Origin of the sequence: Dissulfuribacter thermophilus, assembly GCF_001687335.1 — a bacterium.
Lineage (GTDB): Bacteria > Desulfobacterota > Dissulfuribacteria > Dissulfuribacterales > Dissulfuribacteraceae > Dissulfuribacter > Dissulfuribacter thermophilus.
The window spans coordinates 33,393-47,651 of sequence record NZ_MAGO01000008.1 but is presented as its reverse complement, the minus strand read 5'-3'; the positions used below and the strand labels follow the sequence as shown (position 1 = coordinate 47,651).

14 protein-coding genes are annotated in these 14,259 nt (G+C 44.2%); 11 read left to right on the top strand and 3 right to left on the bottom strand.

The window, feature by feature from the left end; genetic code table 11:
• Positions 1 to 80: 80 nt before the first annotated feature.
• The 11 genes from fliE to DBT_RS07935 all read left to right on the top strand — a co-directional run bounded on the left by fliE (position 81) and on the right by DBT_RS07935 (position 10,830).
• A complete protein-coding gene (fliE, locus tag DBT_RS07985) occupies positions 81 to 383 on the top strand; it encodes a flagellar hook-basal body complex protein FliE (protein ID WP_067618899.1) in 303 nt (100 codons plus the stop codon).
• On the top strand, positions 383 to 1,987 hold the full coding sequence (gene fliF / locus DBT_RS07980; protein ID WP_067618897.1) for a flagellar basal-body MS-ring/collar protein FliF: 1,605 nt from the start codon (positions 383 to 385) through the stop codon (positions 1,985 to 1,987). Before fliE ends, fliF begins: the two co-directional genes overlap by 1 nt.
• A gap of 12 nt (positions 1,988 to 1,999) precedes the next feature.
• The gene (gene fliG / locus DBT_RS07975) at positions 2,000 to 3,037 is read left to right on the top strand and encodes a flagellar motor switch protein FliG (RefSeq protein ID WP_067618894.1); all 1,038 of its coding nucleotides are present in this window, start codon (positions 2,000 to 2,002) and stop codon (positions 3,035 to 3,037) included.
• A complete protein-coding gene (locus DBT_RS07970) occupies positions 3,030 to 3,866 on the top strand; it encodes a FliH/SctL family protein (protein ID WP_067618890.1) in 837 nt (278 codons plus the stop codon). The genes fliG and DBT_RS07970 overlap by 8 nt, the downstream gene beginning before the upstream one ends.
• Entirely contained in the window at positions 3,867 to 5,177 is a 1,311-nt protein-coding gene (locus tag DBT_RS07965) for a FliI/YscN family ATPase (RefSeq protein WP_067618887.1), read from the top strand.
• A gap of 91 nt (positions 5,178 to 5,268) precedes the next feature.
• Complete coding sequence (locus DBT_RS07960) at positions 5,269 to 5,733, top strand: flagellar export protein FliJ (protein ID WP_067618883.1); 465 nt, start codon at positions 5,269 to 5,271, stop codon at positions 5,731 to 5,733.
• On the top strand, positions 5,717 to 6,298 hold the full coding sequence (locus DBT_RS07955; RefSeq protein WP_067618881.1) for a MotE family protein: 582 nt from the start codon (positions 5,717 to 5,719) through the stop codon (positions 6,296 to 6,298). Before DBT_RS07960 ends, DBT_RS07955 begins: the two co-directional genes overlap by 17 nt.
• Positions 6,299 to 6,747: 449 nt before the next feature.
• Positions 6,748 to 7,998 (top strand): phenylacetate--CoA ligase family protein, encoded by a 1,251-nt coding sequence (locus DBT_RS07950; protein ID WP_067618877.1) that lies wholly within the window; start codon positions 6,748 to 6,750, stop codon positions 7,996 to 7,998.
• A gap of 45 nt (positions 7,999 to 8,043) precedes the next feature.
• Positions 8,044 to 9,081 carry a TRAP transporter substrate-binding protein gene (locus DBT_RS07945; protein ID WP_067619095.1) on the top strand — a complete coding sequence of 346 codons (1,038 nt, stop codon included), beginning with the start codon at positions 8,044 to 8,046 and terminating at the stop codon, positions 9,079 to 9,081.
• Between the two features lie 4 nt (positions 9,082 to 9,085).
• Positions 9,086 to 9,538 (top strand): TRAP transporter small permease, encoded by a 453-nt coding sequence (locus tag DBT_RS07940; protein ID WP_067618875.1) that lies wholly within the window; start codon positions 9,086 to 9,088, stop codon positions 9,536 to 9,538.
• Positions 9,538 to 10,830, top strand: a complete 1,293-nt coding sequence (locus tag DBT_RS07935) for a TRAP transporter large permease (RefSeq protein ID WP_067618872.1) — start codon at positions 9,538 to 9,540, stop codon at positions 10,828 to 10,830. Before DBT_RS07940 ends, DBT_RS07935 begins: the two co-directional genes overlap by 1 nt.
• 7 nt (positions 10,831 to 10,837) lie before the next feature.
• On the opposite strand, the gene DBT_RS07930 is transcribed toward DBT_RS07935, so the two are convergent.
• From DBT_RS07930 to DBT_RS07920, 3 genes are all read right to left on the bottom strand, one after another.
• A complete protein-coding gene (locus DBT_RS07930; RefSeq protein ID WP_067618869.1) occupies positions 10,838 to 11,221 on the bottom strand; it encodes a carboxymuconolactone decarboxylase family protein in 384 nt (127 codons plus the stop codon).
• A gap of 227 nt (positions 11,222 to 11,448) precedes the next feature.
• Entirely contained in the window at positions 11,449 to 13,326 is a 1,878-nt protein-coding gene (cooS, locus tag DBT_RS07925; RefSeq protein WP_067618866.1) for an anaerobic carbon-monoxide dehydrogenase catalytic subunit, read from the bottom strand.
• Between the two features lie 145 nt (positions 13,327 to 13,471).
• On the bottom strand, positions 13,472 to 14,128 hold the full coding sequence (locus DBT_RS07920; RefSeq protein ID WP_067618862.1) for a Crp/Fnr family transcriptional regulator: 657 nt from the start codon (positions 14,126 to 14,128) through the stop codon (positions 13,472 to 13,474).
• Between the last annotated feature and the right edge of the window lie 131 nt (positions 14,129 to 14,259).

Genomic DNA, 14,259 nt, shown 5'->3' with positions numbered 1-14,259 from the left:
TTGGACAAACTCGCCAATTGCATAATTTGGGATAATAAAAAAATAGGCTTGGGAGATCTAGTCTCTCTTAGGAGGAAGAGATGAAGATTGAAGGCAATGCACAAAAACTGTTAACGGTTCTACCGTCCGAGGTCCAAAACGGTAAGGACAATATTGGGGAAGCCAAGGGCTTTGGTGACATGCTTAAAGATGCAGTGAACTCAGTCAACCAGAGGCTCATCAATGCAGAGGAACTTTCCACGCAGTTGGCCTTAGGGGAACCAGTTGATATTGCTAAGGTCATGACTGAAATGAGTAAGGCAGATATTTCGTTTAGGCTCCTTTTGCAGGTTAGAAATAAGGCCTTGAGTGCCTATGAAGAAATAATGAGGATGCAGTTCTAATGGCTACTCCAAGGGATTACATAGATCAGGCTAAAGCCATCTATCAAAATCTCAATCTGCGTCAGAAGTTGACAGTGGCTGGAGTAATCCTCGTTTCTATTATTGGTTTTGGCCTACTGTTTCTATATGCCAATAAGGTGGAATACGCAACGCTTTATACAGATTTGAGCTCTAAAGATGCGGCTGAGATCGTGAATTGGCTCAAGAAGGAGGGAGTAAAATATCGACTCACTAGGGAAGGGACTTCAATACAGGTACCAAAGGAAAAGGTCTATGACATAAGGCTTGCCCTTGCAAATGAAGGATTACCCAAGGAATCAGGTGTCGGATTCGAAATCTTTGACAAGTCAAATCTGGGGGCTACAGACTTTGTTCAGCATGTAAACTATCAGAGGGCACTTCAGGGAGAGCTTGAGAGGACAATTGCCCGTTATCCTCAGGTGAGGGCAGTTAGGGTCCACATTGCCGAGCCAAAGGAGTCTCTTTTTGTGACAGAGAGAAGGGAACCGTCTGCCTCTGTATTGCTTACTCTGGAAAAGGATGAAACACTGAGTCAGAGACAACTGCTCGGTATAGTAAATCTTGTTTCAAGTGCTGTCCCCAGATTGAAAAAGAGCCGCGTCACAATTATGGATACGAGCGGCGCTGTGCTTTTACAGGGAGAAAAAATCAAGCCCGAGCCTTCGAATCTAACTCAAAATCAACTCGAATATCAAAGAAGGCTCGAGATGTACTATAAACACAAGATTCAGAGTATGCTGGAAGAGGCACTTGGGCCTCAAAAGGCAGTGGCCAGGGTATCTGTTGAGGTGGACTTTGATAGGATACAGGTCAATGAGGATCGCTATGATCCCGATCTCGTTGCTATAAGAAGCGAGCAAAATGTGGTTGTGAGAGATGAGGGGACTAAAAACGGCGGAATCCCAGGGGTCAAAGGTGGACTTGCATCAAAGCTACAGGGCAATGTTGGGCTACAGCAAAAGAGGTCAGGGTTAGTAAAGCAGGAGCAAGTAAAAAATTATGAGATAACACGTACCCAAAAGAAGATCGTTGGGGCTGTGGGTAAGATAGTGCGTATATCAGCAGGGGTGATCGTAGATGGTACCTATAAGAAGGAAAATGATAAGCTAGTCTATGTACCAAGGACCCCTGAGGAGATGAAGAGCCTTGAGGAAATAGTGAAGGCAGCAGTAGGCTATAATGAAGAGAGGGGAGATGAGGTTCAAGTAGTCAACGTCCCCTTTAGTGGCACTAAACCTGTTGAGGCCGGTACTTTGGCCAAGGCGGTTGACATCGGATCAAAGCTTATAAGACCGCTTACAAATTTGATCTTGGCCATACTGTTCTTAGTTTTTGTAGTAAGGCCCCTTTTAAATAAGTATGTGTTTGGGCCAAAGGAGGTCCCAGCCCCTGAAGAGCTTGCTGCCCCTGAAGCTGAAGAGGCTGTTGAAGGGGAAGAGATAGAGGAGATTGAAACTCCACCGACAATTGAACCCTTGTCCAGTGCTCAAGATGAATTAAGGGGGCTTGCTTCAGAGTATCCTGAAAGGGCAGCTGCCTTGGTAAAGATATGGTTGAGAGAACCAGTAGGATCTGAGGAATAACAGGGACTTGTTATGGAAGAAAAGGCAAATATTCCAGCAATAGACCTTAGTGATCCAAAAGGCCCTTATAAGGCTGCCATCTTTCTGTTGGCCATGGGGGAGGCATTTACCGCAGAGGTCTTCAAGTACCTAAAAGAAGAGGAAATAAAGAAAGTCTCTACCCTTATGGCCCAGATCAAATACATCCCTGGAGAGGCTGTTGACAAGGTCTTAAAGGAAGTAAGAGAAAAGATGTCAATGGTTCAGGGTGAAGTAGCAGTCTCTGTGGAGGAATTCCTTAAAAAAGTCTTATTTTCCTCAATGCCAGAGGAACAGGCAAAAAAGATATATGATGACATAATGAAGCAGCTCCATCCAAGTACATTTCAGAAGCTGTCCAGTCTTGAGCCAAAGGTAATAGTCAACTTTTTGAGAAACGAACACCCACAGACCATTGCTGTCATCCTGGCCAATATTGAACCAGAGCTTGCTGCCGACATCCTTGAAGAACTTCCTGAACGGCTGCAATCTGATGTCATGATAAGGATTGCCAATTTGGAGAAGATCAATCCTGAGATAGTGGCTGAAATCGACAAGGTATTAGAGGAAGAACTGTTCTCAGTAGAGATGAGTGATGCTAAGAAGGTAGGTGGCGCAGAGAGGGTTGCAGCTATCCTCAACAGTGTTGACAGGACCCTTGAAGACGCCTTGATGGAAAAGATTGAAGAAAGTAGCGAGGAACTGGCTGAAGAGATCAGAAAGCTCATGTTCAAGTTTGAGGACCTCCTAGGAGTGGATGACTCTGCAATTGTAGCAATACTCAAAGAGATTAGTACAGAAGAGCTCAAGCTTGCTCTCAAGGCAGCCAGTGATGAACTAAAGGCCAAGTTCTTTAATAATATGAGTGAACGCGCCGCACAACTTCTTAAAGAAGATCTCGAAGTAATGGGGCCTGTCAGGCTCAAAGATGTGGAAAATGCCCAGCAGTCCATCCTTAAAGTGGCCAAGAGGCTTGAGAGTGAAGGAAAGATAGTCCTTGGCGGTAAAGGAGGCGAAGAGGTCCTTGTCTAAGCTAATAAAGTCTGAGGATACCCCCATATTGGATGTAAAGAGGATCATTCCTAAGATTATTGATGAAGAGTCATTTGATGGAGAGGATGAACCTTTTAGTCCGTTTCTGGGCTTTATAGAAAAAGAAGAAGAGAAAGAGAAAGAGGAACAGATTAGCCAAGAGCCACAACAGCAAGGACCTGATCCTTCTCAATTTGTCGTCCTAGAGGCAGAGGCCAAGGCCAGAGCCAGAGAGATAGTTGAGGAGGCAAAAAGAGAGGCAGATAGGCTGAGAAAAGAGGCCAGAGAAACCCTAGAAAACGCTAGCAAGAAGGCAGAAGAGATCGAGAGTAGGGCATATAATGATGGATTTGAACAGGGAAAGAGAGACGGAGAAGAACTGGGAAAAAGGCAGTTTGATGCAATTTCAAGGCGTTTAGATGCCTTGATAAAAAATCTCAATAAGCAGGGTCTCGACCTTTTTGAAAAATATGAGGCCCAGATGGTGGAACTCTGCATTAAGATTGCCAAGAAGGTGGTTGGGCATGAACTCATCACCACACCTCAGCTAATTTTGGAAGCTATAAGGAGTGCATCCCGGCAGGTAATAGAGGCCAATATATTAAAGATTTATCTTAATCCTAAAGATCTTGAGATTGTTGAAGATGCAGTACTTAAAGGTGTGGATCTCACTGGAGGAAGCCAGGTTGAATTTTTGCCCAAGGAATCTATAGAGAGAGGAGGATGCATAATAGAGACAGACTTTGGCCTAATTGATGCCTCTCTTGGGACGCGATGGAAGGCAATTGAAGAGTCATTGGAAGACATATTGTCAAAAAAGGCTGAATAGATGGACATAGATCTTTCCCGATATATAGATGCCATTGATGGCGTAAAGACATTTAGAATTTTGGGTACTGTCAATCGGGTGGTGGGGCTATTAATAGAGAGTCACGGACCTCCGGTTCCTGTGGGAGGAATTTGTAATATTGAATTGACCCCTAATGAATCTGTGCCTGCTGAGGTTGTGGGTTTCCAGGATAAAAAGCTCTTCTTAATGCCCTTAGGGGACGTTCGCGGAGTAGGGCCTGGGACAAAGATCTGGGCCAAAGAACATGCTGCAACAGTCAAAGTAGGCCAGGATTTGCTGGGAAGGATCGTTGATGGATTGGGAAATCCAATCGATTCCAAGGGAGCTTTACACGCTGACGCGCATTATCCCATATATGCAGAGCCAATCAACCCAATGGCGAGACCCAGAATCGATCAACCGTTAGATGTAGGGGTTCGAGCCATAAATGCCTGTCTTACTATTGGTAAGGGCCAGCGAATAGGCATAATGGCAGGTTCAGGGGTTGGAAAGAGCACATTGCTTGGGATGATTGCCAGGCACACTACTGCAGATGTCAATGTGATTGCCCTCATTGGAGAGAGAGGACGGGAACTCAAGGACTTCATCGAAAGAGATCTCGGCCCTGAGGGCCTAAAGAGATCAGTGGTAGTTGTTGCCACCTCTGACCAGCCCCCTCTGATCAGGGTCCGTGGAGCATATGTTGCAACTGCCATTGCCGAATATTTTAGAGATCAGGGGCTCGATGTCATTTTTATGATGGATTCTGTAACCAGGTTTGCAATGGCCTATAGAGAGGTAGGGCTTTCGCTTGGAGAGCCACCTACATCTCGTGGATACACCCCTAGCGTTTTTGCACAACTACCAAGGTTGTTGGAACGGGCTGGGAGAAAACAGGGGGCAGGAAGTATCACTGGTATCTATACGGTTTTAGTCGAGGGTGATGATATGAATGAGCCCATAGGAGACGCCGTAAGATCTATCGTAGACGGCCATATAGTCCTTACCAGGGAACTGGCTCAAGAGGGACACTATCCTGCTATAGACATACTCCAGAGCATTAGCAGGATCATGAGGGATATTCAGGTGCCTGGTCAAATTCCATCCTATGAAAAGCTGATTCAGTGTCTATCTACATTCAAGAAGGTCGAGGACCTTGTAAACCTGGGGGCCTATAAAACTGGAACGAATCCAGAGATCGATTATGCCTTGCAAAAAATAGGGCCTATTAGAGAATTTTTGAGGCAAAGGGTGGAAGAGGCCTCAAGTCTGGATGAGAGTATTGAGAGGTTGATTAGGTTGTTTCAATAAAACCTGAATCCTGCGCAGCAAAAGGGGACAAAAATGAATTTTTTACAGGATTTAGGTACAACCAGATTGTGCAGAAAAAGGAGCGACGAGTTTGGCAGTCTTTAAATTTAAGCTTTTGCCATATCAGAGATTATTGCAGCACCAAAAAGAGGCTGCTGAACTTGAGCTGTCCCTTAAATTGGCGAGGGTCAGGGAGGTCCGAGGAATGTTGATGATGCTCGAAAAAGAACAGGAGGCCCTAAATGACAACCTTGGCCAGCGACTTAAAACTGGGATGAACTCAGAAGAATACAGGATGTGGGTAAATAGGATAGAATCCCTGGAGCAAGAGGCCTCTAAGCTAGAGGAGATGTTGAGAGAACGGGAGATTGAGGCTGAAAAGGCAAAAAAAAGGCTTCTGGACATACATATTAAGGAAAGGCTTGTTGAACGGCTTAGAGAAAGATCATTTAAGGCCTTTCAGATGGAAGAGGCCAAGAGGTACCAGGCAGAACTGGATGACCTAGCAAATTCCATAAAAAGTATATGGAGTAGTACTGGTGAAAGTCATTATTAGGTTGATTCAACTTGGGCTTGCCTTGAAGGTTGCCTTTATTGGATTTGCTACATGGGGATATCTTACGAAGAACCCTATTTTTGAAGGCGTCTCATGGGCAGAGGCAAAAGAAACTTCTAAGAAGGCTGAGACCGCCAGTTCACAGAATCTGTTAGACATAGACAGCCTTGATGTCAATCAAAAGGTGAAGTTGCTTTTGAAGGCCCGTTTAAGAGAGGTGAAGAAGAAAGAACAGGCACTAAAGCAAGAGGAACGGGATCTAAAACTTCTCAAAACAGAGATTGAAAAGCGAATCAGCGAGTTAAAAGCGCTTCAAGCAAGCCTAAGTGGCCCTATGGCAAGGACTGCGAAGCTAACTCAAGAGCGGTTCTCACACCTGGTTGGTGTCTATAGCTCTATGGAACCGCAAAGGGCTGCTCTACTTCTAGAAAAGATGGATGAAAATACTGTTGTCCGTCTCTTTTCCTCTATGAAGAGTAAAAAGGTGGCGAAGATACTCTCTTTTATGGACCCAGATAAGGCTGCCCGTATCAGCGGAAAGCTCTCAAAACCTGGGACTATGTGATTTGATTAAACTATATTCAATAGTGATCTCCTTATCTATACGTTACCCCTCCTTTGATTGTCAGAAAAAGTCTTAAGGCCATCTAATTAAAAGTGTTGAGTTTTGAGTGTTGAGTGTTGAGTTAAAGGAAGTGAGCTCTGTCCATTGAACTTTTTATAACGGCTTCGCCCTTCGGCCTATGGCTTTTGTACAGGCAGGGCTTGCTTCTTCCTTCTACCTTCTGCCTTCTACCTGTTATATTAGGCGTATTACCCCAACGGGTATTTTCACAGTAAATTGAATATTTCTTATGATGAAGCTTCTTTAAAAACCATGTGTATATGGCCTATATAACATTGGCAAAAGAGTAGGCGTCGTGTAGCATGGAGCGGTTTACAGGATATGCACTACAGTTTATTTTTGAAACCTTGAGAGCTACAGTTAGGTATCCGGTTAATTGAAAGGAGTTTATGATGGAAGATCAGCAACTTAAAGGTTTGAAGTGGACAGTTAGGCATGCATATGAGGGAAGTCAATTTTATAGAAAACGCCTTGATGAGGCGGGAATAGGGCCTGATTCAATTAAATCAATGGACGATTTGAGGCGTCTTCCTTTTACTACAGCAGAAGATCTCAAGGCCGGATATCCCTTTCCACTCCTAAGTGTTCCTTTTGATAAGGTAGTCCGCATACACTCATCGTCAGGGACTACTGGTAAGAGGAAGGTGCTTGCCTATACCCAGAAGGATATCGATGATTGGAAGGAATTTTTTGCGAGGGCCTTTAAGACTGCAGGTATAGGACCAGGAGATAGAGTCCAGATAGCAGTTGGCTATGGACTGTGGACAGCTGGAGCTGGATTTCAGGCGGCATGTGAAAGGGCAGGGGCTATGGCCATTCCCGTAGGACCAGGTAACCTTGATATGCAATTTCAGTTCCTTGTAGATTTAAAACCTAATTGTCTGTGTTGTACTGCAAGTATGGCCCTACTGATTGCTGAAGAGGCAGAAAGGAGAGGGCTGACTGGAAAGCTAGGGCTCAAAAAGGTAATTATGGGTGCTGAGAGGGCAAGCGATGCCATGAGGCGCCAGATAAAGGAACTCCTTGGACTCGATCACATATTCGATATTACTGGTATGACAGAGCTCTACGGTCCTGGGGCTGGTATTGACTGTGAGTATCACCAAGGGATCCACTATTGGAATGACTACTACATCCTTGAAATCATAAATCCTGAGACCCTTGAACCAGTAGAACCTGGGGAGATAGGCGAGATGGTAGTAACTACTCTTAAGAAGGAAGCCTCTCCCCTTATCCGTTATAGGACCAGAGATCTTACCAGGCTAATTCCGAGAGATTGCCCGTGTGGTCTGCCATATCCACGGCATGATAGGATTTTGGGACGAAGCGATGACATGTTCATAGTAAGAGGGGTCAATGTCTATCCTGGGCACATAGATGAGATATTGTCTTCCATAGAAGGGGTTTCAAGTGAATATATTATTGAGATAACAAGGGAAAACGGTATTGATCACATGTGCCTCAAGGTGGAACGCAAACGGGCCATGAATAAAGACCTCGATCGACATGTATCCCAGGAGATTTACCAAAGGATTAAGGCCAGTCTTATGGTGTCCCCTAGGGTTGAGATAGTGGATTATGGTAGCCTTCCAAGGTCTGAAAAGAAATCTAAGCGTGTATTTGACTACAGGGGGAGCTAGAGGCTGGTGAGGCCATATCTTTTTATAAAAAAAGAGGAGGTTTCTATGAGGGAGACGATTTCTAAGGTTTTAGTGTTTGTGATCTTTTTAGGGTTTATGGCCTTTTCTTTTTCGATAAGAGGGGCTGTTGCCAAAGAGATTGTGCTTCGTTATGCAAATTTCCCACCTGCACCTACATTCCCATGTGTCCAAATGGAGAGGTGGAAAAGGGTTGTTGAGGAGAAGACCGGTGGCAAGGTGAAGATAAAGACCTTTCCAGGTTCAACTCTGCTTGGTGCAAAAAATATGATGGATGGAGTCATTGATGGGATTGCAGAGATCGGATGCGTGGTACTTCCCTATCAGCCAGGGCGTTTCCCACTGCTTGCAGGTGTAGATCTTCCCGTTGGATTTACCAATGCAAAGGTGGCCAATATGGTCCTATACGACCTTTTTGAAAAGTATAGGCCGGCTTCTCTAAAACAAGTAAAGGTCCTCAGCCTCTTTACTGCGCCTCCTGCAGATATCATGTCCAAAAAGCCTCTCAGGACCTTGAAAGATCTAAAAGGATATGAGCTCAGATGTACAGGTGCTGGAGTCAAACCCCTAAAGCTCCTTGGCGCAAAACCTGTGGCAATGCCCATGAGTGAGACACCAGCTGCCCTCCAAAAGGGGATAGTGCAGGGGATTTTTTCATCTCTTGAGATCTTAAAAGACTTTCGCTTTGCTGAGTATTGTAAGTATGCCACTATCTGTCACATGCAGACCGCTACCTTTGCAGTAGTAATGAACAAGGAGGCCTGGAATTCGTTACCAGAAGATGTGAAAAAGGTCTTGGATTCCATTTCAAGGGAACACTCACTTTGGACTGGAAAGTATGTTGATGATCACGTGAAAGAGGCCATTAGTTGGTCTGAAAAGGAAAAAGGCCTCACTCTGATAAGGCTTTCAGATGACGAATACAAGCTCTGGCACCAAAAAGTCTCTCCCATTATAGACGAGTGGGTAAGGACCACAGAGAAAAAGGGACTTCCTGCCAAGGCATTCTTGAAAGACCTCTATCAGCTAAAAGAAAAGTACGAAAAAGAATTCGGAGAACTCTAGTAAAGTGCTGAACTGGTTCAATAGGTCCCTTTTATTCCTAGGCACCATTTTTTTTCTTGGGTCGATGGCCCTTGCAGTGGCAAATATGATTTTAAGGCCCCTTGGGCACTCAATCCCAGGGGCCTACGAGCTTCTTGGCTATGGAAGTGCGGCATTTGTGGCACTTGGATTGGGTTACTCAGGTAGTGAAAAGGTGCATATCTCAGTGGATATTCTGTTTAGATTTCTGCCTAGAGGCATTGGTAAGTGGCTTGAGGCCTTTGGGTTCTTGATCTCAGGGGCCTTTTTTCTATTTGCAGTGTACGGAGTCGGGAAACTTGGCATAAGGTATTTTCGAGTCAATGAGGTCTCAGAAACCCTACAAATTCCTTTTTATCCTGTGGTATTTTTGGTGACCCTGGGCTTTTTCTTGTTTGGTCTTAATCTATTGAGGAGCGCAATTAAGGCCATAAAGTGATGGATTCCATATCTAGCGGTCTATATGGCGTTATAATCCTTTTATTAGTTTTATTTTTTACCCGCATGCCTGTGGGAATCGCCATGGCAGTGGTGGGGTTCCTAGGCTTTTGGCTAGAGGTTGGATTTAGGCCCGCTGTTTCAATGATTTCTTCAAATCTTTGGAGCCTATTTTCCTCATATGGTCTCTCAGTAGTACCCTTCTTCGTATTTATGGGGGCAGTATGTGTCCACGCAGGAGTGAGCAGACGTCTTTATGAAACAGCCCATGCCTGGATCGGCCATGTACGAGGTGGTATTGCAATGGCCACTGTGCTTGCATGTGCGGCTTTTTCCGCCATTTGTGGCTCAAATGCCGCAACTGCCGCCACAATGAGTTCAGTGGCTCTTCCTGAGATGAAGAGGCTTGGCTATGATCCAGCCCTTAGTACCGGCTCTGTGGCAAGTGGTGCCACACTTGGTGTCTTAATTCCTCCAAGTGTTGTCCTCATAGTGATTGGCCTTGCCACAGAACAATCCATAACAAAGCTCTTTTTAGCCGCAATTATCCCAGGACTTGTAATCACTTTTCTACTTGCCCTGAGTGTCTGGATAGTCTGTCGTATTAGACCTGAGTGGGGGCCACCAGGGAAAAGGGCAACATTTAGAGAGCGTATGAAGAGTCTTCCTGGCTCCATTGAAATGTTATGTCTGTTTTGCTTTGTCATGATAGGGCTTTACTTAGGCTGGTTTACTCCTACTGAGGCAGGGGCAGCTGGCTCATTTTTTGCTCTCCTCATAGTAATTTTGAATGGACACTTCAATCTAAAGGTAATGTGGAATGCAATTGAGGATACGGTAAGAACCACGTGTATGATCTACATTGTGGTGGCTGGAGCGGTGATTTTTGGAAGATTCCTTGCTGTTACTCGTTTGCCGTTTGAGATGGCAGACTGGGTTGCTTCATTAAATGTTCCTAACTATATCGTTCTGATAACCATGTTTTTGCTTTATATTGTCGGCGGCGCCATAATGGATGCACTAGGACTTCTCATGATAACCATCCCCATATTTTTCCCAGTTGTAAACAACATTGGTTATGATGCTCTTTGGTTTTCAATAGTGGTAACGGTGATCACCACCCTTGGAGCTATTACTCCACCAGTGGGGATAAATACTTTTGTAGTGGCCTCAGTTGCAAGAGACACTGATCTGGAGACTGTATTTAAGGGAACGCTATTTTTTATCCCAGCCTATATTTTTGCGATAGTTCTATTTACTTTGTTTCCAAAAATAGTCACATTGTGGTATTAATCCCAAACTATTGAGAAATATCACATGGCACCTGTAGCGAGGTGGCGATGGTATTAAAACTCTGAAAAAGTTCCATCACCATTATAGCTTCTTGAAGTTCATCTTCAGTTACTCCATTCATAAGGGCCATGGCCTTATGGGCCATGTGACAATATTCGCATTTATTCATAAGAGACACGACGAATGCAATGATCTCTTTTGTCTTTCTATCTAGGGCCCCTTCTTTTAGCATAATATGTTTCGCCCGTTCCCAGTTCGTTTTTGCCCATATAGGATCAACTGCTGCCATGGCCTTAAAGAAGTTTGGAACCATGCCCAGTGATTCCTTGATTTCATCGTAGAGTTCCTTTGCTGTGCCTGTTGCCTTGTCTTCTTCGAGTATTCCCTGCATGTTACACCTTCCCTTTATAAAGTTTGATAGCAAGGTAACAATTATTTAATTTATTTTTATAATACTTTCAAGTATGCGGAAAAGTTTTAGGGAATAAAAAATATTGTAGATTTACAACTATGGATGGCAACAAGGTGGATTGGTAATTCGTGTTTTAGCCAAGAGTAAGAAATGAAGGAGTGGTTGGGGGCAGCAATGTTGCTGCCCCCTTTTTTCTTAAACGGACGTTAGGCACTTAGTCCTAATGCTAAACGTTTACTTTTGATCCTCTCATCAATGAGTTCTGCTGCCTTAAAGGGATCGGGTTCAATTAGGAAGCAGGCTCCGACGAGTTCATCAAGACCTGAAAGGGCCAGATTGGTAACTACTTCGGAACCAGTTATGTTTGGCGGATGTCCAAGGTGGGTATAAATACCTGATGCCACAGCATAGGTACCAATAGCTGCGGCCTTTTCTGAATACCATTCTGGTGATGAAGCAGCTACAGGAAGATCAGAAATATCTACTCCGAGTTCGTCGGCAATTAGTGCGCAGAGCTGGAGTATACGGGCGTTATCTACGCAGCTACCCATATGAATGACTGGAGGAATGCCTAAGGCCCCACAAATTTCTTTTAGTCCAGGACCTGCCTGATCAATAGCATCGGGAACAAGTAAACCAGCTTTCCCTGCGGCCACTGTTACACAACCAGTGACGATTACTAAAATATCTCTCTTTATAAGCTCTTTGGCCAGATTCAGGTTGCAATAATCATGTTTGTATTTTGGATTATTGCATCCAACGATGGCCACAGCACCTCTTATCTTTCCAGCCTTTATTGCATCAATCAGTGGGGTTAGAGAACCGCCAAGGGCATCTAAAAGGGCTTCATTTGAAAAACCGGTTACGACTTCTACAGGACCATTAGGAATCTTCACGCGTGCCGGGTCGCGTAGAGGGAATCGTTCAATTGCCATGCGGACTACCTTTTTGGCCTGTTCCATGCCATTGTGTATTTCAAATTTGATGTGTTCGGCACCAGTGAAACGTGCCTTGTCAGCAGTTGTCACCATTTTGGTATGATAACAGGAGCCGACCTGGACCAAGCTTGGCATAATGCACTGATAATCCACTACAATGAGTTCTACTGCACCGGTAACGATGGCCAATTCGGTCATCAGGTGATTACCTGCCATGGGTATTCCATGGCGCATCATCAACTCATTGCCAGTGCAGCAGAGACCAGCGAGATTGATGCCTTTAGCACCTTTTTCCTTAGCCAGAGCGATGAGCTCTGGGTCATTTACTGCTTCCATTATTTTTTCGGATACGATGGGATTATGTCCGTGGACCAAGATGTTAACATGATCTTCTTTTAGGACTCCAAGATTCACTTGAGTTTTGTTGGGGGTAGGAGTGCCAAATAGGATATCAGAGACTTCGGTTGCGATCATTGATCCAGCCCATCCATCAGCAAGGGAGGTACGGGCCGCGTGTAGTACAGTATTGGCAGCATCATTGTCACAACCCATGTGGGTGCGATGCATCATCTCAGCAATTTCGCGGTCGACACCGCGTGGAGTTATGCCAAGTTTATCCCAGATCTTACGCCTTTTTTCAGGTACCCTTACAATAAAAGAAACTTCACCTTTGGTGGTTCCATAGTTTTCAAAAAAGTCTGCAGCCAGATCTTTAGCCACCTCAAGTGGTTCACGGCCTTCTGTTTCAATGCCGACCTCTTTTGCTATGCGCATCAGTTTTTCTGCGTCTTTAATGGTGTAGTCCTTTGTCTCACCGTGGGCAACGGCATGAAGTGCCTCGATACAGTCACGGCCGTGGTCTGAGTGTCCGGCAGCACCACCGGCAATAAAACGGCCAAAATTTCTGGCTACGATAACGTCTGCATCAGCACCACACACCCCTCTGGGTGCCTTTTTACTGACTCGACATGGGCCCATTGTACAAATTCGACAGCAAACACCACTTTCTCCAAATTTACAATGAGGGGCCTGTTGCTGTAAACGGTCCCAGGCCGTTTCGACGCCATCGTTTTTTGCCTTTAGAAGCATTTGCTTCGCATCTTCCCAAATGGACAATTCTTCAATATTTAATTCTTTTCCCGCCATAAAAACTCTCCTCCTATTTTTTATAAGATAAGGGTAAGGGCCCTAGTCTTATTATAGTTATAATGAAATGATAGTGATAAGGAAAATAAAAAACTGTCAGATAGCTGACAGTTTATCACTTTTTGGGAGGATTTATGACAAGTACTTAAAATGTGGAGAAATTTTTGAGTCTATCCAGATCGGGAATTAGAAAGACGCCGCGTCTTTGTTTTTGTAAGATATTAGCACGCTGCATGGAATTTACAATAGTCGAAACAGTCTGACGTGAAGCACTAACTATAGTGGCGAGTTGTTCCATAGTCAAGTCAAGATTTAGAATAATTCCCTCATCTGTAACCTGTCCGCTTTCCCTTGCTTCTTGTAGAAAAAAGTTAATAAGCCTACCTGAGATGTCATTGAAGACTAGATTTTCAATAATTGAGAAGGATTGTTTGAGTAGTTCCCCTAGTACACTTATAATGGTCCTAGAGAGTGCGGAATGGGTGGCAATGTAGAGGTGAAATTTTTCTGTGGGCATGGTAAGCAGTGTCACATCTTCCACAGCCTCCACGTATGCCCTAGTATGGGTCGAATATATGTCTCCGGGTTCTAGGATTGCAAGGGAGAATTCTTTATCTTCCAAGGCGAGATAAATCCTGATTTTTCCTTTTTTTACGATAAAAATGAGGTCTTCATTATGGTCCAGATCATAAATCAGTTGTCCCTTACTATAGTTTATTTCACTAAAATTTTGACAGATTTGGTCGAAATTACTACTGCATATTTCATCTAGTATATTGATTGTGGAAAATTTTTTCCTCATTTGAACACCATAATGATAGTAGGTCGCTGCATCGTCGTGATATCAACTAACAATTAAAGGATGTGGATAGAGGACCTATTCCAATTACGATCGGATGGTAGTTATAATGGAAATAAAAGACTGTCAGATAG

Coding starts and splice junctions, on each gene's coding strand:
- fliE (WP_067618899.1), top strand. CDS start 81: ATGAAGATTGAAGGCAATGCACAAAAACTGTTAACGGTTCTACCGTCC.
- fliF (WP_067618897.1), top strand. CDS start 383: ATGGCTACTCCAAGGGATTACATAGATCAGGCTAAAGCCATCTATCAA.
- fliG (WP_067618894.1), top strand. CDS start 2,000: ATGGAAGAAAAGGCAAATATTCCAGCAATAGACCTTAGTGATCCAAAA.
- DBT_RS07965 (WP_067618887.1), top strand. CDS start 3,867: ATGGACATAGATCTTTCCCGATATATAGATGCCATTGATGGCGTAAAG.
- DBT_RS07950 (WP_067618877.1), top strand. CDS start 6,748: ATGATGGAAGATCAGCAACTTAAAGGTTTGAAGTGGACAGTTAGGCAT.
- DBT_RS07945 (WP_067619095.1), top strand. CDS start 8,044: ATGAGGGAGACGATTTCTAAGGTTTTAGTGTTTGTGATCTTTTTAGGG.
- DBT_RS07935 (WP_067618872.1), top strand. CDS start 9,538: ATGGATTCCATATCTAGCGGTCTATATGGCGTTATAATCCTTTTATTA.
- DBT_RS07930 (WP_067618869.1), bottom strand. CDS start 11,221: ATGCAGGGAATACTCGAAGAAGACAAGGCAACAGGCACAGCAAAGGAA.
- cooS (WP_067618866.1), bottom strand. CDS start 13,326: ATGGCGGGAAAAGAATTAAATATTGAAGAATTGTCCATTTGGGAAGAT.
- DBT_RS07920 (WP_067618862.1), bottom strand. CDS start 14,128: ATGAGGAAAAAATTTTCCACAATCAATATACTAGATGAAATATGCAGT.